General features: G+C 59.8%; 27 protein-coding genes. 12 read left to right on the plus strand and 15 right to left on the minus strand.

The window, feature by feature from the left end; genetic code table 11:
- The 3 genes from pilV to FGKAn22_RS00135 form a co-directional block, all read right to left on the minus strand.
- Nucleotides 1-507 carry a type IV pilus modification protein PilV gene (pilV, locus tag FGKAn22_RS00125; protein WP_281411878.1) on the minus strand — a complete coding sequence of 169 codons (507 nt, stop codon included), beginning with the start codon at nucleotides 505-507 and terminating at the stop codon, nucleotides 1-3.
- A gap of 8 nt (nucleotides 508-515) precedes the next feature.
- Nucleotides 516-1037: a GspH/FimT family pseudopilin gene (locus FGKAn22_RS00130; protein ID WP_212787099.1), complete on the minus strand. Its 522-nt coding sequence runs from the start codon at nucleotides 1035-1037 to the stop codon at nucleotides 516-518.
- 131 nt (nucleotides 1038-1168) lie between these two features.
- Nucleotides 1169-2065: a LysR family transcriptional regulator gene (locus FGKAn22_RS00135; RefSeq protein ID WP_212785983.1), complete on the minus strand. Its 897-nt coding sequence runs from the start codon at nucleotides 2063-2065 to the stop codon at nucleotides 1169-1171.
- 153 nt (nucleotides 2066-2218) lie between these two features.
- Here FGKAn22_RS00135 and FGKAn22_RS00140 point away from each other — a divergent pair, with 153 nt between their 5' ends.
- From FGKAn22_RS00140 to FGKAn22_RS00170, 7 genes are all read left to right on the plus strand, one after another.
- Nucleotides 2219-3631: a ribulose-bisphosphate carboxylase gene (locus tag FGKAn22_RS00140; protein WP_212785984.1), complete on the plus strand. Its 1413-nt coding sequence runs from the start codon at nucleotides 2219-2221 to the stop codon at nucleotides 3629-3631.
- A gap of 102 nt (nucleotides 3632-3733) precedes the next feature.
- Complete coding sequence (locus tag FGKAn22_RS00145) at nucleotides 3734-4537, plus strand: CbbQ/NirQ/NorQ/GpvN family protein (RefSeq protein WP_212785985.1); 804 nt, start codon at nucleotides 3734-3736, stop codon at nucleotides 4535-4537.
- Nucleotides 4538-4572: 35 nt separating this feature from the next.
- Nucleotides 4573-6846, plus strand: coding sequence for a nitric oxide reductase activation protein NorD (locus FGKAn22_RS00150; RefSeq protein ID WP_212785986.1), 2274 nt, complete (start codon nucleotides 4573-4575; stop codon nucleotides 6844-6846).
- A 69-nt stretch (nucleotides 6847-6915) separates the two neighbouring features.
- Nucleotides 6916-7917 (plus strand): class 1 fructose-bisphosphatase, encoded by a 1002-nt coding sequence (locus FGKAn22_RS00155; protein ID WP_212785987.1) that lies wholly within the window; start codon nucleotides 6916-6918, stop codon nucleotides 7915-7917.
- 63 nt (nucleotides 7918-7980) lie between these two features.
- Nucleotides 7981-8472: a 5-(carboxyamino)imidazole ribonucleotide mutase gene (purE, locus tag FGKAn22_RS00160; RefSeq protein WP_212785988.1), complete on the plus strand. Its 492-nt coding sequence runs from the start codon at nucleotides 7981-7983 to the stop codon at nucleotides 8470-8472.
- A 14-nt stretch (nucleotides 8473-8486) separates the two neighbouring features.
- The gene (locus tag FGKAn22_RS00165; RefSeq protein ID WP_212785989.1) at nucleotides 8487-9371 is read left to right on the plus strand and encodes a phosphoribosylaminoimidazolesuccinocarboxamide synthase; all 885 of its coding nucleotides are present in this window, start codon (nucleotides 8487-8489) and stop codon (nucleotides 9369-9371) included.
- On the plus strand, nucleotides 9368-10003 hold the full coding sequence (locus FGKAn22_RS00170) for a carbonic anhydrase (protein WP_212785990.1): 636 nt from the start codon (nucleotides 9368-9370) through the stop codon (nucleotides 10001-10003). The genes FGKAn22_RS00165 and FGKAn22_RS00170 overlap by 4 nt, the downstream gene beginning before the upstream one ends.
- Before the next feature lie 14 nt (nucleotides 10004-10017).
- On the opposite strand, the gene FGKAn22_RS00175 is transcribed toward FGKAn22_RS00170, so the two are convergent.
- From FGKAn22_RS00175 to pyrE, 6 genes are all read right to left on the minus strand, one after another.
- A complete protein-coding gene (locus FGKAn22_RS00175; RefSeq protein WP_212785991.1) occupies nucleotides 10018-10638 on the minus strand; it encodes a protein phosphatase CheZ in 621 nt (206 codons plus the stop codon).
- A gap of 8 nt (nucleotides 10639-10646) precedes the next feature.
- The gene (cheY, locus tag FGKAn22_RS00180) at nucleotides 10647-11036 is read right to left on the minus strand and encodes a chemotaxis response regulator CheY (protein ID WP_281411879.1); all 390 of its coding nucleotides are present in this window, start codon (nucleotides 11034-11036) and stop codon (nucleotides 10647-10649) included.
- Nucleotides 11037-11189: 153 nt separating this feature from the next.
- A complete protein-coding gene (locus FGKAn22_RS00185; RefSeq protein WP_212785993.1) occupies nucleotides 11190-11945 on the minus strand; it encodes a slipin family protein in 756 nt (251 codons plus the stop codon).
- On the minus strand, nucleotides 11942-13291 hold the full coding sequence (locus FGKAn22_RS00190; RefSeq protein ID WP_212785994.1) for an NfeD family protein: 1350 nt from the start codon (nucleotides 13289-13291) through the stop codon (nucleotides 11942-11944). Before FGKAn22_RS00190 ends, FGKAn22_RS00185 begins: the two co-directional genes overlap by 4 nt.
- Before the next feature lie 118 nt (nucleotides 13292-13409).
- The gene (locus tag FGKAn22_RS00195; RefSeq protein ID WP_212785995.1) at nucleotides 13410-14018 is read right to left on the minus strand and encodes a DUF4124 domain-containing protein; all 609 of its coding nucleotides are present in this window, start codon (nucleotides 14016-14018) and stop codon (nucleotides 13410-13412) included.
- The gene (gene pyrE, locus FGKAn22_RS00200) at nucleotides 14011-14694 is read right to left on the minus strand and encodes an orotate phosphoribosyltransferase (RefSeq protein WP_246487413.1); all 684 of its coding nucleotides are present in this window, start codon (nucleotides 14692-14694) and stop codon (nucleotides 14011-14013) included. The genes FGKAn22_RS00195 and pyrE overlap by 8 nt, the downstream gene beginning before the upstream one ends.
- Nucleotides 14695-14729: 35 nt before the next feature.
- Between pyrE and FGKAn22_RS00205 the strand changes: the two genes are divergently transcribed.
- On the plus strand, nucleotides 14730-15497 hold the full coding sequence (locus FGKAn22_RS00205) for an exodeoxyribonuclease III (protein ID WP_212785996.1): 768 nt from the start codon (nucleotides 14730-14732) through the stop codon (nucleotides 15495-15497).
- Nucleotides 15498-15501: 4 nt separating this feature from the next.
- On the opposite strand, the gene FGKAn22_RS00210 is transcribed toward FGKAn22_RS00205, so the two are convergent.
- Entirely contained in the window at nucleotides 15502-15954 is a 453-nt protein-coding gene (locus FGKAn22_RS00210) for a rhodanese-like domain-containing protein (RefSeq protein ID WP_212785997.1), read from the minus strand.
- Between the two features lie 342 nt (nucleotides 15955-16296).
- Here FGKAn22_RS00210 and glnA point away from each other — a divergent pair, with 342 nt between their 5' ends.
- The 4 genes from glnA (at nucleotide 16297) to ntrC (ending at nucleotide 20798) form a co-directional block, all read left to right on the plus strand.
- Nucleotides 16297-17706: a type I glutamate--ammonia ligase gene (gene glnA / locus FGKAn22_RS00215; protein ID WP_281411914.1), complete on the plus strand. Its 1410-nt coding sequence runs from the start codon at nucleotides 16297-16299 to the stop codon at nucleotides 17704-17706.
- 127 nt (nucleotides 17707-17833) lie between these two features.
- Complete coding sequence (locus FGKAn22_RS00220) at nucleotides 17834-18307, plus strand: DUF4124 domain-containing protein (RefSeq protein ID WP_212785999.1); 474 nt, start codon at nucleotides 17834-17836, stop codon at nucleotides 18305-18307.
- A gap of 39 nt (nucleotides 18308-18346) precedes the next feature.
- Nucleotides 18347-19387 carry a nitrogen regulation protein NR(II) gene (gene glnL, locus FGKAn22_RS00225; protein ID WP_212786000.1) on the plus strand — a complete coding sequence of 347 codons (1041 nt, stop codon included), beginning with the start codon at nucleotides 18347-18349 and terminating at the stop codon, nucleotides 19385-19387.
- A gap of 10 nt (nucleotides 19388-19397) precedes the next feature.
- A complete protein-coding gene (gene ntrC / locus FGKAn22_RS00230) occupies nucleotides 19398-20798 on the plus strand; it encodes a nitrogen regulation protein NR(I) (RefSeq protein ID WP_281411880.1) in 1401 nt (466 codons plus the stop codon).
- 122 nt (nucleotides 20799-20920) lie between these two features.
- On the opposite strand, the gene mpl is transcribed toward ntrC, so the two are convergent.
- The 5 genes from mpl to FGKAn22_RS00255 form a co-directional block, all read right to left on the minus strand.
- Entirely contained in the window at nucleotides 20921-22255 is a 1335-nt protein-coding gene (gene mpl, locus FGKAn22_RS00235; RefSeq protein ID WP_212786002.1) for a UDP-N-acetylmuramate:L-alanyl-gamma-D-glutamyl-meso-diaminopimelate ligase, read from the minus strand.
- 110 nt (nucleotides 22256-22365) lie between these two features.
- Nucleotides 22366-22722, minus strand: a complete 357-nt coding sequence (locus FGKAn22_RS00240) for a DMT family protein (protein ID WP_212786003.1) — start codon at nucleotides 22720-22722, stop codon at nucleotides 22366-22368.
- Nucleotides 22723-22761: 39 nt separating this feature from the next.
- Nucleotides 22762-23223 (minus strand): FKBP-type peptidyl-prolyl cis-trans isomerase, encoded by a 462-nt coding sequence (locus FGKAn22_RS00245; RefSeq protein ID WP_212786004.1) that lies wholly within the window; start codon nucleotides 23221-23223, stop codon nucleotides 22762-22764.
- A 15-nt stretch (nucleotides 23224-23238) separates the two neighbouring features.
- Nucleotides 23239-23589 carry a hypothetical protein gene (locus tag FGKAn22_RS00250; protein ID WP_212786005.1) on the minus strand — a complete coding sequence of 117 codons (351 nt, stop codon included), beginning with the start codon at nucleotides 23587-23589 and terminating at the stop codon, nucleotides 23239-23241.
- A gap of 2 nt (nucleotides 23590-23591) precedes the next feature.
- Entirely contained in the window at nucleotides 23592-24278 is a 687-nt protein-coding gene (locus FGKAn22_RS00255; protein WP_212786006.1) for an FKBP-type peptidyl-prolyl cis-trans isomerase, read from the minus strand.
- Nucleotides 24279-24293: the final 15 nt, after the last annotated feature.

Genomic DNA, 24293 nt, shown 5'->3' on the forward strand with positions numbered 1-24293 from the left:
TTAATTCCGCACGGTTCGTGTTGCGGTGTAGGAGAATGTTTCACCATGTGTGGTCGAGACGGAGCTGCGGTCTGACCAACTGACGCGAATGGTATAAGTACTCGGATTTCCAGTGATATCTTGGGTGATTTCCCAGCTTGATTGAGGCAGCGTGCCAGCAATAGTGTTTTCCCATTGGCTGATGTCGAATGCAGCTAAGCTGGCCTCATTGCATGCAGTAGTGCTGCAATCCGTTGTTACGACACTTGGAGTGTTTGTGGCGCCCACCGCATAGCTACCGATTGTGGCGGCTCCTCGATTCGCCTCCATGCGTTCGGCGATATCCGAGGCCAGAAACACCGCTTGGGTGCGCAGGTGACCGCTCTGGCCTACTCGCATGGCGTACATCTGCAATCCGGCTGTACCAAGCAGTGCAGTGGCGATAATGACCAAGGTAATCAGGATTTCCAGCATGGAGAAGCCGCGCTGAAAGGTGGTCGGATATTGGGGGCATCGATAGCAGCGCATGTTTTTCCTCAGGGCCTGGATATGAGACCGGTAGCAGCAATTTTGGCAACTTTGGCTTGCGCACCACTCCAAGTGCCGGTTAGGGTCAGAGTTGCAGCTCCCCCGGCACCTTGTGTGCCGTTTGGGTTGAAACGGACGAGTGCCGCACTGCCGGTAAGTGTGAGGTTTGAATTGATGGCTTGGTGTACCCGAATCGGATTCGGATTGTCCGTGGTTGCTGCGTCACAAGAAGTGGCACCAGCAGCGCCAGCGTAGCAAACCAGCCAGCCCTTCTGCCAGTTCGAGCCCGTACCGCAATTCGTTCCAGCAGCATTGCGCACACAAACCAACACCCATGAATTGCGTTTTATGGCCTCGCTACGCGCGAGATTCAGATCGCTGACAACTTCCGTTATGGTTGAAGTTTGTCGCGTGTTGTTGATGAAACTGCTGAATGACGGCGCAGCAAGCGTTGCCAAAATGGCAGCTATCGATAGAACTATCATCAGTTCAACCATCGTTACGCCGGATTGTCTTCCTTGGAATTTCATTGCTGCTCCCGATTAATACAGCGGCACTCTAACAAATGGGCCATGATTAAATAAATTACCGTCCGACATTCGGGGAAATTACGAGAACGGACGGTAGATTCTTCAGATAAGAGGTCTAGAACAGTAAATGTTCAGGCTGTCGTTTGCTTGCTCAGCAGGTACGCTTTAAATGCCAGCGCCGCACTCGATAGGCGTTTACTGCTGCGATGGGCAACGAACCAGTGGCGCATCAGCGGGAAGTGTTCTACGTTGAGTACGGAGAGTCGCTTGGCTTCCAGTTCCAATTCGATGCTATGCAGCGACAGGATGCCTAATCCCATACCGGCCTGCACCGCTTGCTTGATGGCCTCGTTGGTTTCCACTTCCATTCCGATGCGGGGCTGGATGTGGTGTTGCGCGAAGACGCGCTCCATGGCACTGCGCGTACCGGAGCCCTTCTCGCGCGACAGGAAGGTCTCTTGTGCAAGCTGGGCGAATTTGACCAGCTTGAGTCTGGTGAGCGGATGGTCCGGTGCGGCGATCACCACCAGCGGGTTGTCCATGAACGAATCGGCGACGATGTCCAGACCTTCCGGAGGTTGGCCCATGATGGCGAGGTCGGTGGTGTTGTCGGCGAGCTGCTTGAGCACGGCGTCCCGGTTGGCGACCTGCAGCGTCACGTTGATATTGGGATGTTGCCGGCAGAAGCGGGCCAGCAGTTGCGGAGCGAAGTAGTTGGCGGTGTTCACCACCGAGAGGGTCAGTTTGCCCTGCCCCAACCCCTTCATCTCATCGAATACCGCTTCCATTTCGGCAAGTTGCTGCGAAATGTTGCGGCTGTAATGGAACAGTTCGCGCCCGGCTTCGGTAAGGAAGATCTTCTTGCCCATCTGCTCGAACAACGGCAAGCCGAGATTTTCTTCCAACTGCTTGATTTGCATGGACACGGCAGGTTGAGACAGGTACAGTTCCTCGGCGGCGCGCGAGTAGTTCAGATGGCTTGCCACCTTTTCGAATACCTGTAATTGGCGCAGGGTCAGATGGAGCATGGTCGAAAGTGCATTTCTGGAAGGGGCGGATTATAGCAAATCATAAGTATCACTTATGATTGTGATAACAATAATTGACTATCGTTTATATGTCGCCTCCCTTATAGTCGCCGCCGTGGTTAAGTAGAACCCATTGTTAAACAGGAGAGAGTTATGGATCAATCGAATCGTTATGCAAATCTGAATCTGAAAGAAGCGGATTTGATCGCAGGCGGCAAGCACATGCTGGTTGCTTACAAGCTTATTCCGGCCAAAGGCCACGGCTTCCTGGAAGTGGCTGCTCACGTTGCAGCTGAATCTTCTACCGGCACCAATGTGGAAGTTTCCACCACCGACGACTTCACACGCGGCGTTGACGCGCTGGTGTACGAAGTAGACGAGACCGCATTCGGTGACGACCCTGTCAAGGGCGGCGGCTTGATGAAGATCGCCTATCCGGTCGACTTGTTCGATCCGAACCTGACCGATGGCACCTTCAACATTTCCCACATGTGGTCCCTGATCCTGGGTAACAACCAGGGTATGAGCGACCATGCCGGTCTGCGCATGCTGGACTTCCTGGTGCCCGAGTGCATGATGAAGCATTTCGATGGCCCGTCCGCCAACATCAGCAATCTGTGGAAAGTACTGGGTCGTTCGGAAGTGGACGGCGGCTATATCGCCGGCACCATCATCAAGCCCAAGCTGGGTCTGCGTCCCGAGCCGTTCGCCAAGGCCTGCTACGACTTCTGGCTGGGTGGCGATTTCATCAAGAACGACGAACCACAAGCTAACCAACCGTTCTGCCCGATGGAAGTGGTTATGCCGAAGGTGGCAGAAGCCATGGATCGCGCTCAACAGGCAACGGGTCAAGCTAAGCTGTTCTCGGCCAACATCACCGCCGATTACTACAAGGAAATGATCCATCGCGGTGACTTTGTTCTTAATACGTTCGCCAAATACAACTCTGCTAGCCATGTGGCCTTCCTCGTCGACGGCTTCGTGACCGGCCCGGCTGGTGTGACCACTTGCCGCCGCGAGTTCCCGGACACCTTCCTGCACTTCCACCGCGCAGGCCACGGTGCCGTCACTTCCTACAAGTCGCCAATGGGTATGGATCCCCTGTGCTACATGAAGATGGTGCGTTTGATGGGTGCATCCGGTATGCATACCGGTACCATGGGCTACGGCAAGATGGAAGGCCATGGCAAGGAAACTGTGCTGGCATACATGCTGGAGCGCGATGAGTGCCAAGGACCTTACTTCTACCAGAAGTGGTACGGCATGAAGGCGACCACTCCGATCATCTCCGGCGGCATGAACGCACTGCGTCTGCCTGGTTTCTTCCAGAACCTGGGCCACGGCAACGTGATCAACACCTGCGGTGGCGGTGCTTTTGGCCACATCGACAGCCCGGCAGCCGGCGGTATCTCCCTCGGCCAGGCTTACGAGTGCTGGAAGACCGGTGCGGATCCGATCGAATACGCGAAGACCCACAAGGAATTCGCCCGTGCGTTCGAATCTTTCCCGAAAGATGGCGATAAGCTGTTCCCGGGCTGGCGCGAAAAGCTGGGCGTACATAAGTAATCCACGCCCCAGCAAGAGCAACAAAATGCGCCCCCACTCGCTGGGGGCGTTTTTTTCACAGAATCAAAACCGCTCCGAGCGTGCGGTTACATGGAGTGAGCCATGACGAACATCGAACAGTACAAGGTGCACAAGGAGCCGTTCTACCAGGCACAGGGTGATGAAGTGGCCCTGTACGAGGCGGCCTACAAGGCGCGCCTGCCGGTGATGGTGAAAGGCCCGACCGGCTGCGGCAAGTCGCGCTTCATCGAATACATGGCGTGGAAATTGAACAAGCCGCTCATCACTGTGGCGTGCAATGAAGACATGACGGCGAGCGACCTGGTCGGACGCTATCTGCTGGATGCGAACGGCACTCGCTGGCTGGATGGTCCGCTCACCACCGCAGCCCGCATCGGTGCGATCTGCTATCTGGACGAAGTGGTCGAGGCGCGCCAGGACACCACCGTGGTGATTCACCCGCTGACCGACCACCGCCGTACGTTGCCGTTGGACAAGAAGGGCGAGTTGATCGAGGCGCATCCAGACTTCCAGTTGGTGATCTCCTACAACCCGGGCTACCAAAGCCTGATGAAGGATCTGAAGCAATCCACCAAGCAGCGTTTCACCGGTTTCGAGTTCGATTATCCGGATGCCGCCCTTGAATCGGAGATCCTGGCCAAGGAAACGGGGCTGGGTATCGAGGTGTGCAGCAAACTGGTACAGATCGGCCAGGCTGCGCGCAATCTCAAAGGCCACGGTCTGGATGAAGGTATCTCCACACGCTTGCTGGTCTATGCGGCGACCCTGATCAAGAACGGTGTCGATGCCAAAGCCGCATGTCGTATGGCGCTGGTGCGACCGATCACCGACGACGCGGATATCCGCGACACGCTCGATCACGCGATCGATGTTTCATTCGCCTGAACCCGGCACTAGCGAACCAGCGAAGGGGCCGAGCGATGACTGAGGTCGTGACGGAGAGAACAGAAGAGATCTCGATGTACTGGGAGAAACTGGGCTGCAGGTTCGCCCAGGTGAATGCCGTCTTCGATGAGTGCATGAAGGAAGCCAAGGCGCTGCTATCGAAAGCGGGCTTGGAGACCTATATCGAGAATGCCCGTATCATCGGCAAGATGGGGCGTGGCGCGGAACCGTTGCTGATCTATCTGGAAGAAGCGCCAGGCGTGGCCAGCGTCGTCGGGGAACATGCGCTGATCAAGCTGCGAGAATTCTCCGAGTACTTGTCCACGCATACCAACTTCAAGGCGATCGTGCCCTTCCTGCAAACCAGCGGTGCGGTTGCCCGCCGCCTGAACAACGACAAGATGTACTGGCGCTACATCGATTTGGTCCGCGACATGCTGGATCGCACATCGGGTTCGATCCATGGTCACCATACGACCTTTGCCAGCCCGGGCTTGCCTGAACTGCTCAAGCAGGCGCCCAAGTTGTTGGGCGTGCTATCGCTGCAGGGATTTCAAAACTGGATCGAGTACGGCATCAAGTACTACAACCATCATCCGGAACGGCAGGAAGAATATTTCCGGCTGGAATCCGCCGATGCGATCGCGGTCATGCAGCGCGAGCGGCACGGCACATTGCTGGTGGACAACGAACGCAAACTGGATACCTACATCCGCGCGCTATGGAACGACAGCGACTACCTCATTCCATATTCGGTCGCTTTCGATGAACTGCGCAAGCCGATGCCTTACTACACCGAAGACGGCATCCGCCTACCCGATGTCTATGACGACCTCGATGGTGTGTCCGGCATCGACCGCTATCGAGCCGCACTGGCGCATATGGCAGCGCATCGTCGCTGGTCGCAAAAGATGATCGTGGACAACTGGAGTCCTTTTCAGCGCGCCAGCGTCGAAGTATTCGAGGACTCCCGCGTGGAGTATCTGGCCTGCCAGAAATATCCGGGCCTGCGCAAACTGTTCCTTGCGCTGCACCCGATTCCAAAAGAAGCAGACCTTCAGCTTGAAGAACAAGGTATCTCGGTATTCAGGCTCAGACTGGCCATGGTATCGCGTGCCATCCTCGATCCGGACTACACCTACCAGAACGAGCATGTCAGGGAATTCGTAAAACGATTCCACGAGCTGATGGCAAGCGGTGAATCGACCAGCGCGGAGATGGCCTCCGTTGCCCTGGCATTCATTGCGCGGACACGCGGCCAGCGCGATCTGTCGGCCCAGATGTATTTCGACAATACCGAGGTGGACTACCGCGACGACAACCGGCATCTGTGGATCTATATCGAAGAGAGCGACGAAGACGAGATGTTCGAACATCTCGAAAAACGCCAGAGCACGGAAGGCGAATTGCATGCGCTGCCGCCCCGACATTACGACGAGTGGGACTACAACGCGCAAAGCTACCGCCCGGACTGGGTGAGTGTGTATGAAGCGTTGCATCCGCGCGGCAATCCGGCCGCGATCGACAAGCTGCTGACCAAGCATGCCAAGCTGATCAAGCGTCTGAAAGCGCTGCTGGAGATGCTCAAGCCGCAGGACAAGGTGCGCATCCGTTATCAAGAGGAAGGCTCGGAACTCGACCTGGACGTAGCCATCCGCTCGCTGATCGATTACAAGAGCGGCAGCTCGCCCGACCCGCGCATCAATATGTCGCATCGCACCGATGGCCGCAGTTTCGCCGTCACCTTGCTGGTTGACCTGTCGCAATCGCTCAGTGAAAAAGCGGCGGGCAGCAATCAGACCATCCTCGAGCTCAGTCAGGAAGCGGTATCGCTACTGGCCTGGTCGGTACAGCAGGTCGGCGATGCGTTCGCCATCGGCGGCTTCCATTCCAATACCCGCCATGATGTGCGCTACTACCACCTCAAGGGTTTTAGCGAGCCGTGGGGCGACGAAGTGAAGTCTCGCCTGGCCGAGATGCGGGCCGGCTATTCCACCCGCATGGGGGCTGCGATGCGTCATGCCGGCCACTATCTGAAAGCGCAACAAGCGGACAAGAAGCTGTTGCTGATCCTGACCGACGGAGAGCCGGCGGATATCGACGTACACGACCCGCAGTTGTTGATTCAGGATGCCAGACAGGCTGCGAAAGAATTGGATCGGGACGGCATCTATGCCTACTGTATCAATCTTGATCCCAAAGCCGATGAATATGTGACGGACATCTTCGGCAAGCAGTACACCATCGTCGATAACATCGAGCAATTGCCGGTAAAACTACCGGAGCTGTTCATCTCGCTGACCAAATAGCCGTAGAGCGAGAAGTGGAAAACCTGTAAAATCCAGCAGTTGAAAATTTTAATCATAGGAGAGCAGTAAATGAGCAAGAGTCTGATTCAGTTCATCATCGAAGAACAACGCGCCATCCCCGGCGCGACCGGCGATTTCACCGGTCTGCTGAGCGACATCGTTTCCGCATGCAAGCAGATCGCCCACCAGGTCAACAAGGGCGCGCTGATCGGCGTGCTGGGCAGTGCAGGCAGCGAAAACGTTCAGGGCGAAACCCAGAAGAAGCTGGACGTGATCACCAACGAGATCTTCCTGAAGTCCAACGAATGGGCGGGGCACCTCGCTGCGATGGCTTCGGAAGAGATGGACGACATCTACCCGATCCCCGCCAAGTATCCCAAGGGCAAGTACCTGCTGACCTTCGACCCGCTGGACGGCTCTTCCAACATCGACGTGAACATCTCTGTCGGTACCATCTTCTCCATCCTGCGTTGCCCGGAAGGCATCACCAACCCGACCGCTGACGATTTCATGCAGCCCGGCACCAAGCAGGTCTGCGCGGGCTACGCCCTGTACGGCCCGAACACCATGCTGGTGATCACCAGCGGCAACGGCGTGAACGGCTTCACACTGGACCGCGACGTCGGCGACTTCTTCCTGACCCACCCGAACATGACCATCCCCGCCGACACGCTGGAGTTCGCGATCAACGCCTCCAACGAGCGCTACTGGGAAGCGCCGGTGCAGCGCTACGTGAAGGAATGCATCGCCGGCAAGACTGGCCCGCGCGGCGTGAACTTCAACATGCGTTGGGTCGCCTCGATGGTGGCCGAAGTGCACCGCATCCTGACCCGCGGCGGCGTGTTCATGTATCCCAAGGACACCAAGGATCCTTCCAAGGCCGGTAAGCTGCGCCTGATGTACGAAGCCAACCCGATGTCCTTCATCGTCGAGCAGGCGGGCGGTATGTCCCACACCGGTTACGAGCGCATCATGGACATCAAGCCGAGCGGTCTGCACCAGCGCGTGCCGGTGATCCTCGGTTCGAAGAACGAAGTCGAGCGCATCGTCGGCTACCACAAGGAAGCGTAATTCCCTGAGACGCCCCCGCTTGCGGGGGCGTTGTCACGTCCGCATTTGAACAGGAAGATCATCATGTCCAAACCCCTCGTTTCCATCGTGATGGGCAGCAGCAGCGACTGGGAGATCATGCAGCAGGCCGCGCAGCAGCTGAAAGACTTCGGCGTGGCGTTCGATGCGCGCGTGATCTCGGCGCACCGCTCGCCCGATCTGCTGTTCGACTACATCAAGGACATGCATGCTCAAGGCGTGCAGTGCTTCATCGCGGGTGCGGGCGGCGCGGCTCATCTTGCCGGCGTGATCGCCGGCAAGACCACGCTGCCGGTGCTGGGCGTGCCCATTCCGTCGAAGTACCTGAAGGGCATGGACTCGCTGCTGTCCATCGTGCAGATGCCCAAGGGCATCCCCGTGGCCACGTTCGCTATCGGCGAAGCGGGCGCGGCGAACGCGGGCTTGTTCGCGGTTTCCATGCTGGCACTGAACGACGCACAACTGGCGCAGAGGCTGGCCGATTACCGCAAGAAACAGGCGGACCAGATCGCAGCGACCACCCTGCCCGCTTTGTAATTCGAGGTTCCCAAATGTCTGCTTTGCACGAATCCAATCTCACCAGCCTCAAGTTCCTGCACCGCGGTAAGGTGCGCGATCTGTATGAAGTCGATGCCGACCACCTGCTGATCGTGCAGACCGATCGCCTCTCGGCGTTCGACGTGATCCTGCCCGACCCTATCCCCGGCAAGGGCGAGGTGCTCACTGCCGTGTCGAACTTCTGGTTCAAGAAACTGGGCCATGTCATTCCCAACCATCTTTCCGGCATCGACCCCGAGTCGGTGGTGAAGACCGAGGAAGAGCGCGCCCAGGTACGCGGCCGTGCCTTCGTTACCAGGAAACTCAAGCCGTTGCCGATCGAGGCCATCGTGCGCGGCTACCTGGTCGGTTCGGGCTGGAAGGACTACAAGAAGACCGGCGCGGTGTGCGGCATCCAGCTGCCTGCGGGTTTGCAGGAGGCGCAGAAACTGCCGCAGCCGCTGTTCACGCCTTCGACCAAGGCCGCCGTGGGCGACCACGACGAGAACATCTCTTTCGAGGAAGCGAAGAAGCTGCTCGGCGAAGAGATGGCCGAACAAGTGAAGAACGCCACGCTGGCGCTCTACACTGCGGCAGCCGATTACGCGGCGACCAGGGGCATCATCATCGCCGACACCAAGTTCGAGTTCGGTACGGACGCGGCCGGCAAGCTGTACCTGATCGACGAGGCGCTGACGCCGGACTCCTCGCGCTTCTGGCCCGCCGACCAGTACCAGGTCGGCAGCAATCCGCCGAGCTTCGACAAGCAGTTCGTGCGCGACTGGCTGGAATCTTCCGGCTGGAACAAGCAGCCACCCGCTCCACGCATCCCCGCAGACGTGTTGCAGAAGACCGCCGACAAGTACCGCGAGGCGCAGCAGCGTTTGATCGGGGCATGACCAGCCCGGGCGATCTGATCGAGGGTTTCCATCGTTTCCGTGAGCAGCATTTCACGGACGACGACGCGCTATACCGCCAGCTGGTGCAGGAAGGTCAGACGCCGAAGATATTGGTCGTGGCCTGCTGCGATTCCCGCGTGGACCCCGCGCTGGTGCTCGACTGCGCGCCCGGCGACCTGTTCGTCATCCGCAACGTGGCCAACCTGGTGCCACCCGAGGAGAGCCGCGGCAGCGGACGCCACGGCACCAGTGCCGCTCTGGAATACGGCGTGAGCACCCTGGGCGTGGAGCACATCATCGTGCTGGGGCATGCCCATTGCGGCGGCATCCGCGCGCTGATGAGTGGTCAACGCACCGGGGAAACCGATTCCTTCATCAACAGCTGGATGCGTTTGGCGGAAGATGCTCGCGCCGGAGCCGAAAGCGAAATGGCGGGTGCGACTTTGGAAGAACGCGAGCGCGCCATCGAGCAACGTGCCATCCTGGGGTCGCTAGACAACCTGCGGACTTTTGCATGGATACGCGAACGCATCGAACAGGGCACGCTCACTCTGCACGGCTGGTACTTCGATATGGAACACGGTCAGTTGCTGGGTTACGACGCGGCGAAGGGCCGCTTCGAACTGCTCTGACCGACCGCTAAGGCTCAGAGTCCCAGCGAGGCCAGCAGATCGTCCACTTCGTCCTGACCGTTGACGCTGTCAGCGGTCTTCAGGCCCGGCCCGGCGGTCAGCCCTTCCGAACTGATCAATGAGTCCTTGGCGTCCGGGGCATATTCCTTGAGGATGTCGAGCAGGATGGTCTCGATCTCGACCGCGGCGACCACGATCTTGTTCACCATCTGCCCCGCCACATCGCGGAATTCCTGGGCTTCCATGATCTGCATCAGGTTGTGGCGGATCGTCTCCTCGGATGCTGCGATCTCGCCCAGCTTCGAGATGGTCTCTTCGACCAGCCCGCCGTGTTCGTTGAACCGGGTATTGGCCAGTCGCATGGATAGATCGCTACAGGCCGTGCGAGTGTGGTTGGTCAACGGAATCGAGGCCTCCACCGCGCTGATGGCTTTTTCCGATGCCTCGTGCATGGACTTGTCGATGAAGGACAGGCGGTCGCGTGCGTCGGGCATGGTGGATGCAGACTTCTCCAGGTTGCGGGTATGGCCCAGCTCCTTGAGCAGCTTGTGCAGGCGTGCCGTTGCCTGACCGATCTTCTCGACCCGGGTATCGGACAGTTCTGTGCGTTTCTTGCGGGGCGAGGCGACGGTCATGGCATCACTCACTTATTCATGGTCTGGAAGATTTTTTGCAGTTTTTCGTCGAGCGTAGCGGCGGTGAACGGTTTGACGACATAGCCGCTGGCGCCTGCCTGCGCCGCTTCGATGATGTTCTCGCGCTTGGCTTCGGCGGTCACCATTAATACCGGCAGATGCTTGAGTGTTGCGTCGGCACGGATGGAGCGGAGCAGCTCGATGCCGGTCATGTTGGGCATGTTCCAGTCCGACACCACGAACTGGAAATTGCCCGCGCGCAGCTTGCTCAAGGCGTCGACGCCGTCCTCGGCTTCCTCGACGTTGGTGAAGCCGAGCTCCTTCAAAAGGTTGCGCACGATGCGCCGCATGGTGGAAAAGTCGTCCACCACCAAAAATTTCATGTTCGGGTCTGCCAAAATAAACTCCTGATTACTACGAACTACTTGCTAACGATGCGCGCATGATATCCAAAAATGCCGCTGAACAGTAGGCTGATTCGGGAGTATGGATGCAGGGGGGCATAGCCGCTTCCCCTATAGGAAGCGGCTATGGGTGGAGAAGGCATGTGGTTACCCGCGGTCGGCGCCGAGCAGGGTCTTGGACAGCTCCACCGGCAGCGGGAAGACGATGGTGTTGCTCTTGTCGCCGGCGATGGCGTTGAGGGTCTGCAGGTAACGCAGCTGCATGGCCTGTGGTGATTGCGCCAGTACCCGGGCGGCCTGGAGCAGTTTTTCGGAGGCTTGCAGTTCGCCCTCTGCATGGATCACCTTGGCGCGCCGCTCGCGCTCGGCCTCGGCCTGGCGGGCGATGGCGCGCACCATGGATTCGTCGATGTCCACGCGCTTGATCTCCACGGTCGTTACCTTGACGCCCCAGGCATCGGTCTGCGCGTCGAGTATCTGCTGGATGTCGGCGTTCAGGCGTTCGCGTTCGGCCAGCATGACGTCCAGTTCATGCTTGCCCAACACCGACCGCAAGGTGGTTTGCGCCAACTGAGAAATGGCCTCGACGAAATGCTCCACCTGGATGATGGCCTTCTGCGGATCGACCACACGAAAATACACCACCGCATTCACCTTCACCGAGACGTTGTCGCGCGAGATCACGTCCTGGCTCGGCACGTCCATCACGACCACGCGCAGGTCCACGCGTACCATTTGCTGGATCCCCGGCACAATGATGATGAGTCCCGGCCCTTTTACTTTCCAGAAGCGCCCGAGCAGGAATACCACCCCGCGCTCGTATTCCCGCAAGATGCGGACGCTGGATACTACGAGGACGATGACGAGCATCAACACGCCGCTCCAGCCGAAATCCCAGATCATGATTCGTCTCCTTTCTGTTCCGGTTGTACTGCCAGGGTGAGTCCATCCACTGCTGCTATTCTTGCCCGCATACCGCGTTTTATGGGCGTTTCGCTGCGCGCCTGCCAGCGCTCGCCGAAGGCTAGCACCCAGCCTTCACGCTCGAAATCCTCGAGCGCTATCGCCGAGCCACCCACCATCGCCTCCGCGCCGGAGACAACCGGCCGGTGCCGTGCGCGCAGCGCTAAGGCCCCGATTCCGGCCAGCGCCAAGGCGCTGGTTATGGCCAGCGGCAGGATGAAGGCGAGTGAAACCTCCATACCCGGAATATTGGTGTCGACCAGCATGAGCGCTCCAATGACAAAGGCGGCGACACCCCCAATGCCCAGGATGCCGAAGCTGGGCAAGAAGGCCTCCGCGACCATCATGGCAATACCCACCAGCAGGAGCAGTGCGCCGACGGCGTTGATCGGTAGCATGGCCAGCGCATAGAGCGCCAGAAGGAGGCTGATGACGCCGATGATGCCGGCCACGCCGAAACCCGGAGTGTAGAACTCGAACAGCAGTCCGTAGATACCCAGCATCATCAGAATCAGTGCGATATTGGGATCGGCGACGGCCGTCAACAAACGCTCTTTCCAGCTGCGCTCGATGGTGATAACGGCACTGCCGTCGAGTGCCAGCCGGTGTTCGCTCCCTGCCAGACTGACGTTGCGCCCGTTAGCCTTACGCAGCAGGTCGGGCAGATCGGCGGCGACGAAGTCCACCACCTTCAGCCTCAGAGCGTCTTCGGCCGAGAGGCTGGCCGCTTCGCGTACCGCCTTTTCCGCCCACTCGGCGTTGCGGTGGCGCAGTTGGGCGAGGCTGCGCAGGTAGGCGGCGGCATCCTGCATGACCTTCTTTTCCATAGTGCTGTCGCCTTGCGAGCGCTCTTTTTCATCCGATGGTCGATTGGGGGGCGGGCTATTGCCGCCGATACCGATGGCTACCGGCGTGGCGGCACCGAGGTTGGTACCGGGTGCCATGGCGGCGATGTGGCTGGCATACAGGATATAGGTGCCCGCGCTGGCGGCGCGCGCTCCTGACGGGGCGACATAGGTGGCCACGGGGACGGGCGAGGCGAGTATGCCCTGGATCATCTCGCGCATCGACGAATCGAGACCGCCGGGTGTGTTGAGCCTGAGTACCAGCAATTCGGCTTGGGACTGCTTGGCTTCGTTCAGTGTGCGCAGGAAATAGGCGGAGGTGGCCGGGCTGATGGCGCCGTCGATTTCGGCCACGACGACCGTCTTGGCAAGGGCGGTGAGTGGCAGGAACAACAGCGCGGCCGCGCAGAGGAAGCATTCCAACAGTCTATTACCGGCCATTCGGGGCATGACTACTCCCGCACTTTGTTATCGTGCGGGAGTTATATGCGTCGGGTAACGGAACGGCAATACGCTGAAACACCCAATTCGTCACGCCCAAGGGCGGGAGATGGCGGAGCTATTGTCCAGTCAGTTCTTTGTAGCGCGCCTTGTCTGCATCGTAACGAGCTTCCACGGCGGCCTTGTCAGCCTTGGCTTTTTCCAGGTCCTGTTGTGCCTTGTTCAACCGCGCTTGGGATTCCTGCAGGTCCTCCTGCAAGGATTTCGGGATCTTGCGGTTTGACTTGGTGAAGTCATCGGCCTCTTTCTGCAGGCCAAGGAGATTGTTGTTGGCCATCTTGACCTGGGAGTTCATGCTGTTGAGGCGGGCGTCGACCTGTTGCAGGTTGCGGCTGCGCGCCAGGTCGATTTCCTTCACGTTGCTGTATGTGTTCAGCAGCGCCTTGTCGCGGCGCTTCTGTTCGAGCGCGACTTCTGCATCGCTGCGCTTTTTGGCATCGGCTTCCTCCTTGGAGCGGCGCTCTTCGGGAGTAAGCACCTCTTGTTTTTTGATCACGCGCCCGGACTTGTTCAATTCGCTTCGGTCCTTGTTGGCATACTCGGGCGGGATGGTCTCGCCGTAGTGCGTGACGCCCTGGTCGTCCACCCATTTGTACATCTTCGCCGCAGCGGGCAGGCTGAAAGAGAAGCCGATGATGAGTGCGGCAAGCAACTTGGATTTATGCATTTTTCACTCCATAACGATCACGATAAGCCTGTACGGCGGACAGATTCTGCACCATGCCGGCTTCGCCCTGCAAATAGCCGAGCAGGTCGTCCAGTGTGGCGATAGGCACCACCGGGATGTCGTAGTTGCGCTGCACTTCTTGCACCGCGGACAGTTCGGTCTGGCCTTTTTCCATGCGATCCAGTGCAATGACCACACCGCAGGGCTCGGCGCCGGCGGCGCGGATCAGTTCGATGGATTCGCGCACCGAAGTGCCGGCGGAGATCACGTCATCGATGATCAGCACGCGCCCCTGCAGTTTTGCTCCGACCGTGGTGCCGCCCTCGCCGTGGTCTTTCGCTTCCTTGCGGTTGTAGCAATAGGGCACGTTGCGCCCCTGTTCGGCCAGCGCGATGGCGGTGCCCGCCGCGAGCGGGATGCCCTTGTAGGCCGGGCCGAACAGCATGTCGAAGGGAATGTTCGAAGCAAGGATCGCCTGTGCATAGAACTGCGAAAGATTCCTCAGGGCGTCCCCGTCGTTGAACAGGCCGGCATTGAAGAAGTACGGCGACAGGCGTCCGGCTTTGGTCTGGAATTCGCCGAAGCACAGCACCTTCTGCTGCACGGCGAAGCGGATGAAATCTTGTCTGAAGTTGTTATACATGGCGGTCGCGGTAGTAAGGATGATGGTGGCCATTATAATGGCGCGCCTTTTATCCATAGAAGAATTTCATGCGCATCGTCACGGTCAATTTGAACGGCATTCGCTCCGCCGCCAGCAAGGGTTTTTATGAGTGGCTTGCGCAGCAGGATGCGGACATTGTATGTCTGCAGGAACTCAAGGCGCAGGCCGCGGACATGACGCAGCAGATGCTCGCTCCCGAGGGTTTTCACGGGTGTTTCCATTATGCGGAAAAGAAAGGCTACAGCGGGGTGGGCATCTATTCCAGACGCAAGCCGGATGCGGTGATCGAGGGGCTGGGTATCGCCGAGTTCGACAGCGAGGGACGTTATCTCGAGGCGCAGTTCGACAATCTCAGCGTGGTGTCGCTCTATTTGCCCTCCGGCTCCAGCGGCGAAGAGCGGCAGACAGTGAAGTTCCGGTTCATGGCGGCGTTCATGCCCCATCTTGTTGCGCTCAAGCAAAGCGGGCGCGACGTCATCCTGTGCGGCGACTGGAATATCGCCCATACCGAAAAAGACCTCAAAAACTGGCGCGGCAACAAGAAGAACTCAGGTTTCCTGCCGGAGGAGCGCGCGTGGCTGACGGAGCTTTTCAACCAGGTTGGATTCGTCGATGTGTTCCGGAAGGTGCATCCCGAACTCGAAGCCTACACGTGGTGGTCGAACCGGGGCCAGGCATGGGCCAAGGATGTCGGTTGGCGCATCGACTACCAGATCGCCACGCCTGGTGTCGCCGAGCAGGCGGAATCGGCGGCGATCTACAAGGCGCAGCGTTTTTCCGACCACGCGCCGCTGACTATCGATTATCGGGATTAGGGACCTAGCTCTGTTTCCAAGGCAGGCCGGCCGCGCGCCAGCCGCCGACGGTGTTGCGATGGTTTTCGTTGTCCATCTCGCCCTCGAAGCCTTCCAGCACGTTGTAGCAGTCACTGAAACCCGCCTTGGTGGCGGCTGTGGCGGCGTGATGCGAGCGGCCGCCGCTGCGGCAGATGAACATCACCAAGGCTTCCTTGTCCACTTGCTGTTCCAGTTCAGCGACGAAATTCGGGTTGGGTTTCATTCCCGGATAAGTCGCCCACTCGATCTCCACTGAACCGGGAACACGGCCAACCCAGTCCAGCTCGGCGCGCGTGCGCACGTCTACGAGTTTGACGCCGGGCGCGGATTGCAGGATCGCATAGGCTTCGTCGGGATGCAGCGCACCCTCGTAGGGCAGGTTCATTTCTTTCGCGCGTTGCTGGGCTTCATGCAGGATCTCGGTGATTTTCCCCATGTGGTTTCTTCCTGTGGCTGGGTTAATGGATTCGGCGCAGGTGCTATGCAGCGTGGCACAGATGCATACTAGCGCAACCGATATGAAAATTACACCCATCCACATCGCACCGGAGGCCACTTCGCCCCATTCAGATGCACCTCCATTTGCGCACTAGATTGGTGCATAAATGGAAGGTAATTGCCCATTTTTGGTGCAAAGATTTTCTGTGCCGTGTCGCGGGCTTATGGCACAATGCCGCCTTTCTATGCGGATAGGATTGGCACGCTTTCTGCATTCTGAATTCCGGGTTTCGTGAATTTTGTTCGCTGTTTTATTTGATCTTTGGAGAGAGTTATGTCGATGACGGCAAATGATGTGTTGAAGATGATTAAGGACCACGACGTCAAGTTCGTGGATTTCCGTTTCACCGATACCCGCGGTAAAGAGCAGCACGTTGGTGTGCCTGCCAAGTACGTGGGTCTGGACAAGTTCGAAGAAGGCCACGCCTTCGACGGTTCCTCGATCGCCGGCTGGAAGGGCATCCAGGCTTCCGACATGCTGCTGATGCCGGATCCGACCACCGCCTACCTCGATCCGTTCATGGACGAGAACACCTTGGTCATCACCTGCGACGTGATCGAGCCGTCCGACGGCAAGGGCTACGACCGCGACCCGCGCTCCATCGCGAAGCGCGCCGAAGCGTACCTGAAGTCCACCGGTCTGGGCGACACCGCCTTCTTCGGTCCCGAGCCGGAATTCTTCATTTTTGATTCCGTGACCTGGACCGTCGACATGTCCGGCTGCTCGCTGAAGATCAACTCCGAAGAGGCCGCATGGGCCACCGGCGAGAAGTTCGAAGGCGGCAACACCGGCCACCGTCCGATGGTGAAGGGCGGCTACTTCCCAGTTCCTCCGGTCGACAGCCTGAACGACATCCGCGCCGCAATGTGCTTGGCGCTGGAAGACATCGGCATCGAAGTCGAAGTGCACCACCACGAAGTGGCGACCGCCGGCCAGTGCGAGATCGGCACCAAGTTCAACACCCTGGTGCGCCGCGCCGACCAGACTCAGGCCCTGAAGTACATTGTGCACAACGTCGCGCACCAGTACGGCAAGACCGCGACCTTCATGCCCAAGCCTATCGTCGGCGACAACGGTTCCGGCATGCACGTGCACCAGTCGATCTGGAAGGACGGCAAGAACACCTTCGCAGGCAACGGCTATGCAGGTCTGTCCGAGACCGCGCTGTACTACATCGGCGGTATCATCAAGCACGCCAAGTCGCTGAATGCGATCTGCAACCCCGGCACCAACTCCTACAAGCGTCTGGTCCCTCACTACGAAGCACCGGTGAAGATGGCCTACTCGGCGAAGAACCGTTCCGCTTCGATCCGCATCCCGCACGTCGCCAGCGACAAGGCTCGCCGCATCGAGGCCCGCTTCCCGGATCCGACTGCGAACCCGTACCTGTGCTTCGCCGCGCTGCTGATGGCCGGCCTGGACGGCATCCAGAACAAGATCCACCCCGGCGATCCGGCAGACAAGAACCTGTACGACCTGCCGCCGGAAGAGGATGCAAAGGTCCCGACCGTGTGCGCATCGTTGGACGAGGCCCTGGACGCTCTGGCCAAGGACCACGAGTACCTGACCCGCGGCGGCGTGTTCTCCAAGGACTTCCTCGAAGCCTTCATCACATTGAAGATGGAAGAGGTCAACAAGATCCGCATGACGACCCATCCGGTCGAGTTCGATATGTACTACAGCATCTAAGCTGGGTCGCAAGGCAGTAAACAAAACGGGGCTTTAAGCCCCGTTTTTATTTGCATGCAGAACCCTGGGGGTTTGTCTGTGTCCGACGCTTGCCCTATACTTGCCGCGTTACTCCGAGGAACCGAACATGAAGCTTCGATATTTGCTGGCCGTGTTGTGTGCTTGTCCAGTGCTGGCGCAAGCCGAGATCTACAAAGCCGTCGATGCTGACGGTCACGTTACCTATTCCAGCACGCCCATCAAGGGTGGCAAAAAGATCATTCTGGAGCCGTTGCCGACTTCGGTTCCGCCCGCGCGCCCGCGTTCCGCGGCTTCGCCGGAAGACTTCCCTCGAGTGGATGGTGCGACACAAAGGAATCGGGACGACGCACGCCGCAAGATTCTTGAAGATGAGCTGGCGACAGAACAAAAACTGCTGGCCGACGCACGCCAGAAGCTTCAGCTTGCCGAAGATACCCCGGAGGTCTACCGCGGCAAAGACGGGAAGACCTATCGTGCCGTTGCCAGGTATGAGGAAAATGTGAAGGCCGCTCAGGAAGAAGTGAGCCTGCATGAGAAGAATGTCGAAGCGCTGAAGACCGAGCTGTCCAAACTCAAGTAACCCAGACCGTCTGGCATGTTTTCTGCTTTGTAAGAACGTATGCCGGACTTTCCCTCCCTCACACTGGAATACCTCGCCACCGCGGTCATCCTGCTGGACGACGAGTCGCGCATCGCCTATCTCAATCCGGCGGCGGAAAACCTGTTCGATGTCAGCGGCAAGAACTTGCTGGGGCACTCGCCTCACCAGGCGTTTACCGACACGGAGCAGCTGTTCAGCGCGATGCAGCACGCCGTCAGCAACAACGCCAGCTATATCGAGCATGACCTGACGCTGGGTACACATGGACACGGCAAGCTGCACCTGCGCTGCGCCGTGACGCCGGTGCAACTTGCCAAATCGCACTTGCTGCTGGAATTCCACCCCATCGACCGCCCGCTGAAACTGGCGCGCGAAGAGCAGATGCTGGACCAGACCCAGGCCAACCGCCTGCTCCTGCGCAATCTCGCGCACGAGATCAAGAACCCGCTCGGCGGCATCCGCGGCGCGGCACAGCTACTCGAACAGGAACTGGAGAAGCCGGCCCTGCGCGAATACACCCAGGTCATCGTTCAGGAAGCGGACCGGCTGCGCTCGCTGATGGAGAAGCTGCTCACGCCGCAGAACGCCTCGCATTACAGCGCGCTCAACATCCACGAGGTGCTGGAGCGGGTGCGCAGCGTGGTGCTGGCGGAGATGCCCGCGGGCTTGAAGATCCGGCGCGACTACGACATCAGCCTGCCCGCACTGGTTGGCGACAAGGAACAACTGATCCAGGCGATGCTCAACATCGTGCGCAACGCCGCGCAGGCGATGCATGGCCATGGGCAGATCACTCTGCGCACGCGCATCGCGCGCCAGGTGACACTTATCAAGCGCCGTTACCGTCTTGCGGTGATGGTACAGATCATCGATAACGGCCCTGGCATCCCGCCGGAATTGCAGGACAAGATCTTCTATCCGCTGGTCTCCGGCCGCGCCGACGGCCACGGACTTGGGCTGACGCTGGCGCAGGACTTCGTCAGCCAGCATGGCGGCACGATAGAGTTCGACAGTGAACCCGGACGCACGTGTTTTACCGTGATGCTTCCGCTTCCTTGAGGTGACAGACATGAAATCCGTTTGGATCATAGACGACGACCGCTCGATACGCTGGGTACTTGAGAAATCCCTGGCCCGCGAGGACATCGCGTTCAAGAGTTTTGCGAGTGCGGATGACGCGTTGCGCGCCCTGGACAGCGACACGCCGCAGGTGGTGGTCAGCGATATCCGCATGCCTGGCCGTTCCGGGCTGGATTTCCTGCAGGTGCTACACCAGCGCCATCCGCACATCCCGGTCATCATCATGACCGCCTATTCCGATCTCGAGAGCGCAGTCTCGGCATTCCAGGGAGGCGCATTCGAATACCTGCCCAAGCCGTTCGACATCAATCACGCAGTCGAGCTGATCCGGCGCGCGATCGAGCAGAGCAAGCGCAAGTCGGGTGAGGCCGAGGAAGTCGAGGTCGCCGCCGATATTCTCGGCCAGGCCCCCGCGATGCAGGAGGTGTTCCGCGCCATCGGCCGCCTGTCGCAGTCGCACGCTACCGTCTTGATCAACGGCGAATCCGGCACCGGCAAGGAGCTGGTCGCGCGTGCCCTGCACCGCCACAGCCCGCGCGCCGACAAGCCGTTCATCGCGATCAACACCGCCGCCATCCCCAAGGACCTGCTCGAGTCCGAGTTGTTCGGTCACGAGCGCGGCGCGTTCACCGGCGCGGCGGCGACGCGGCGCGGGCGTTTCGAACAGGCCGAAGGCGGTACGCTGTTCCTCGACGAGATCGGCGACATGCCGGCCGATCTGCAGACGCGCTTGCTGCGGGTACTGTCCGATGGCAATTTCTATCGCGTCGGCGGACACCAGCCGATCAAGGCCAACGTGCGCATCATCACCGCGACCCACCAGAACCTCGACGAGCGCGTCAAACAGGGGTTGTTCCGCGAGGACCTGTTCCACCGGCTGAACGTCATCCGCCTGCGCCTGCCGCCGCTGCGCGAGCGGCGCGAGGACATCCCGCTACTGGCGAAATATTTCCTGCAGAAGAGCGCGCGTGAGCTGAGCGTTGAACAGAAGCAGTTGAGCGAGGAGGCGTTGCGTTTCCTCGCCGCGCAGGACTTCCCCGGCAACGTGCGACAACTGGAGAATTTGTGCCACTGGATCACGGTGATGACGCCGTCCCAGGTGGTCGAGGTGGCCGACCTGCCGCCGGAATGGCGCGGCGAAACGGTAGCGAGCACAGCGGGCAGCGGCGACTGGAGCGCGGCGCTGGCGCAACAGGCGGCCCAGGCATTGCAGCGTGGCGACGAACGCATCATGGACACGCTCACCGCTCAGTTCGAGCGCACCCTGATACTGGAAGCGCTGCACCATACCGGCGGGCGCCGCATCGAGGCCGCGACTCTGCTCGGCATCGGGCGCAACACCCTGACGCGCAAGATCCAGGAACTGGGCTTGGAGAATCAGGAGCCGTAGGGGCGGGCTTCAAACCCGCCCGTGAGGAATGGCGTTGGGAACCTTCGGGCAGGTTTGGCTTTGCATAGCCAATCGACTAGGCCGCATGCGGCAAGTCGCTGGTTAAAACCTGCCCCTACGTGTCATCCCAGGCGCTTCAGCAGCTTCTCGTGTATCCCGCCGAACCCGCCGTTGCTCATCACGAGGACGTGATCGCCTGAGCGTGCGGCGGCGGCAATGGCTTCGATCAATTCATTGAGGTCATCCTTCACCACGGCCTTGTCACCCAGCGGCGCGAGCGCGCCGCGCGCATCCCAGCCGAGATTGCCGGCATAGCAGAACACCAGGTCTGCATCCTTCAGGCTGCCGGGCAGCGCGTCTTTCATCACGCCCAGCTTCATGGTGTTGGAACGCGGTTCCAGTACGGCAAGGATGCGCGCTCCATCGACCTTGCGTCGCAGGCCTGCAACTGTCGTATCGATCGCGGTCGGATGATGCGCGAAGTCGTCGTACACTGTGATGCCGTTGACCTCTCCGCGCACTTCCATGCGGCGCTTCACGTTCTTGAATTCGGCCAGTGCCGCCAAGCCTTGTACCACGGGCACGCCGGCATGGCGTGCTGCGGCCAGCGCGGCCAGCGCGTTCATGCGGTTGTGCTCCCCGAGCAGGTCCCACTTCAGCGTGCCCTGCGCCTTGCCGTTGAGCGATACCTGTTCGTCGGCGTCGATGTTCCAGCCGTCGTCGCTGCCGAACTTCTCCACCGGCGTCCAGCAGCCGCGCTTGATCACGCGCTGCAGAGATTCCTCGCGACCGTTGCACACCACCAGCCCATTCCCGGGTACGGTGCGCACCAGATGGTGGAACTGCGTCTCGATGGCCGCCAGGTCTGGGAAGATATCGGCATGGTCGAATTCGAGGTTGTTGAGGATCGCGGTGCGCGGGTGGTAGTGCACGAACTTGGAGCGCTTGTCGAAGAAGGCGGTGTCGTATTCGTCCGCCTCGATGACGAAGAACGGCGACTCGGTGATACGCGCCGAGATGCCGAAATTCTGCGGCACGCCGCCGATCAGGAAGCCAGGGTTCAGCCCTGCGTGTTCCAGTATCCACGCGAGCATGGACGTCGTCGTGGTCTTGCCGTGCGTGCCTGCCACGCCCAGGACCCATTTGTCCCTGAGCAATGTATCCGCCAGCCATTGCGGGCCGGAGGCATACGGCAGGTTGCGGTTGAGTATCTCCTCCATCAGCGGGTTGCCGCGCGATACCACGTTGCCGATGACGAACACATCCGGCTTGAGCTCCAACTGCTCCACGCCGAAGCCTTCGATGAGCTCGATGCCCTGCGCTTCGAGCTGAGTGCTCATCGGCGGATAGACGTTGGCGTCGCAACCCGTGACGCGATAGCCCGCCTGTTTGGCGATGGCCGCGATGCCGCCCATGAAGGTGCCGCAGATGCCGAGGATATGGATGTGCTTTTGCATGGTTAGCCCAATACTTTACGAAACGCTTTAACTCCGTTCGTGCTGAGCTTGTCGAAGCATGAACGGAGCAACAAATCCGCCCTTCGACAAGCTCAGGGCAAACGGATTAATCAAGTCCTGAAAATAAAATACACCGCGCCCATCAGGCACAGCGCCGCATACAGGTAATCCATCTTCAGCGGCTGGTTCATGTACCAGACGGCGAAGGGCACGAACACCGACAGCGTGACGACTTCCTGCAATATCTTCAGCTGCGCGAGATTCAGCGTGCCGAAGCCGATGCGGTTCGCCGGCACCTGCAGCATGTACTCGAACAGCGCGATGCCCCAGCTGATCAGCGCGGCGATGTACCACGGCGACTGGCCGAGGTTCTTCAGGTGGCCGTACCAGGCGAACGTCATGAACACGTTGGAGGCGACCAGCAGCAGCGTGGTCAGTATCAGCGGGTGGGTCAGCGCGAGGTTCATTCGAATAGACTTCCGGTACGGCGGTTTCGAGTCGCGCGTTTAGTTCACGCCCAGCAGTTCGACGTCGAACACCAGCGTCGCATTCGGCGGAATCACACCGCCCGCGCCGCGTGCGCCGTAGCCGAGCTGAGGCGGGATGACCAGCGTGCGCTGGCCGCCTACCTTCATGCCTTCCACGCCGGCGTCCCAGCCCTTGATCACGTGGCCTGCACCCAGCGGGAATTCGAACGGCATGCCGCGGTCGCGCGAGCTGTCGAACTTCGCACCCTTGTGATCCGGCGCGGCCTCGTCGTACAGCCAGCCGGTGTAGTGCACGGACACTGTGCGCCCGGCCTTGGCTTCGGCGCCCTCGCCTGCCTTGACGTCGTTCTTGATCAGCTCGCTCATGCCGGTCTTCTCCATTGTCGGTGCAGCTTGCGGTGCGGCCTGTTCCGAACAGGCCGTGGTTGAAAATGCGCCTGCGAGCAGCAGTGCCAGCGGTAACAGGGCGATGCGTTTCATATCTCGTTCCTCGGTTCAGTTAACGGAGCTGCGGTAGAACCATACGAGAAAGGCTGCCGTCCGTCCTTCTGTTTCCCACAGTTGCAATACTTTCTCGACGGCTTCGTCGTTCGGCAAGGCGAATGCCGGCAACTCGGCCCACTCCCCGCCTTTGTCTGTCGATTGCCCGACGATACGCGCACCGCTTTCCAGCAATGCAAGTATCTCCATCCTGACGAAAGCGACGAGCTCGTCTTTTTCCAGGTCGAACATCTGCCCGTCGGAAACGATCTCCCCCAGCGACACGGCCTCGAATGCCGCCGTCTTCAGCGTCTGCTGGATGACCTCCTGACGGGTGCGACCGTCGAAGTTTTTTTCCCTGGCCATATTCAGTTGACCGCCAGCAATTCCACCTCGAACACCAGCGTCGCATTCGGCGGAATCACACCGCCCGCGCCGCGCTTGCCGTAGCCCATCTCCGGCGGGATGACCAGCGTGCGCCGCCCGCCGACCTTCATGCCCTGCACGCCCTCGTCCCAGCCCTGGATCACATGGCCGTGGCCCAGCGGGAAATCGAACGGCTCGTTGCGGTCTCGCGAGCTGTCGAACTTGCGGCCCTTGTGCTCCGGCGCATTCTCGTCGTACAGCCAGCCGGTGTAATGCACCGTCACATATCGCCCGGACTGCGCTTCTTCGCCCTCGCCGATTTTGGTGTCCATCATCTCGGTGCGTATCACCTTGAGCAGCTCCACGTCGAACACCAAGGTCGCGTTCGGCGGGATCACATCGCCCGCGCCGCGCGGGCCATAGCCCATCTCCGGCGGGATCACCAGCGTGCGCTGTCCACCTTCCTTCATGCCCTGCACGCCCTCGTCCCAGCCCCTGATGACGCGCCCGCCGCCGAGCGGGAAACCGAACGGGTCGTTGCGGTCGAGCGAGCTGTCGAACTTCGCGCCCTTGTGGTCGGGCGCGCTCTCGTCATACAGCCAGCCGGTGTAATGCACGATCACGGTTTGGCCCGCCTGCGCTTCCGCGCCTTCGCCCAGTTTGGTGTCGGTTTTAATCAATTCAGTCATGTTTTTTCCAGTAAT

It is taken from the genome of Ferrigenium kumadai (genome assembly GCF_018324385.1).
Taxonomy (GTDB): Bacteria; Pseudomonadota; Gammaproteobacteria; order Burkholderiales; family Gallionellaceae; genus Gallionella; species Gallionella kumadai.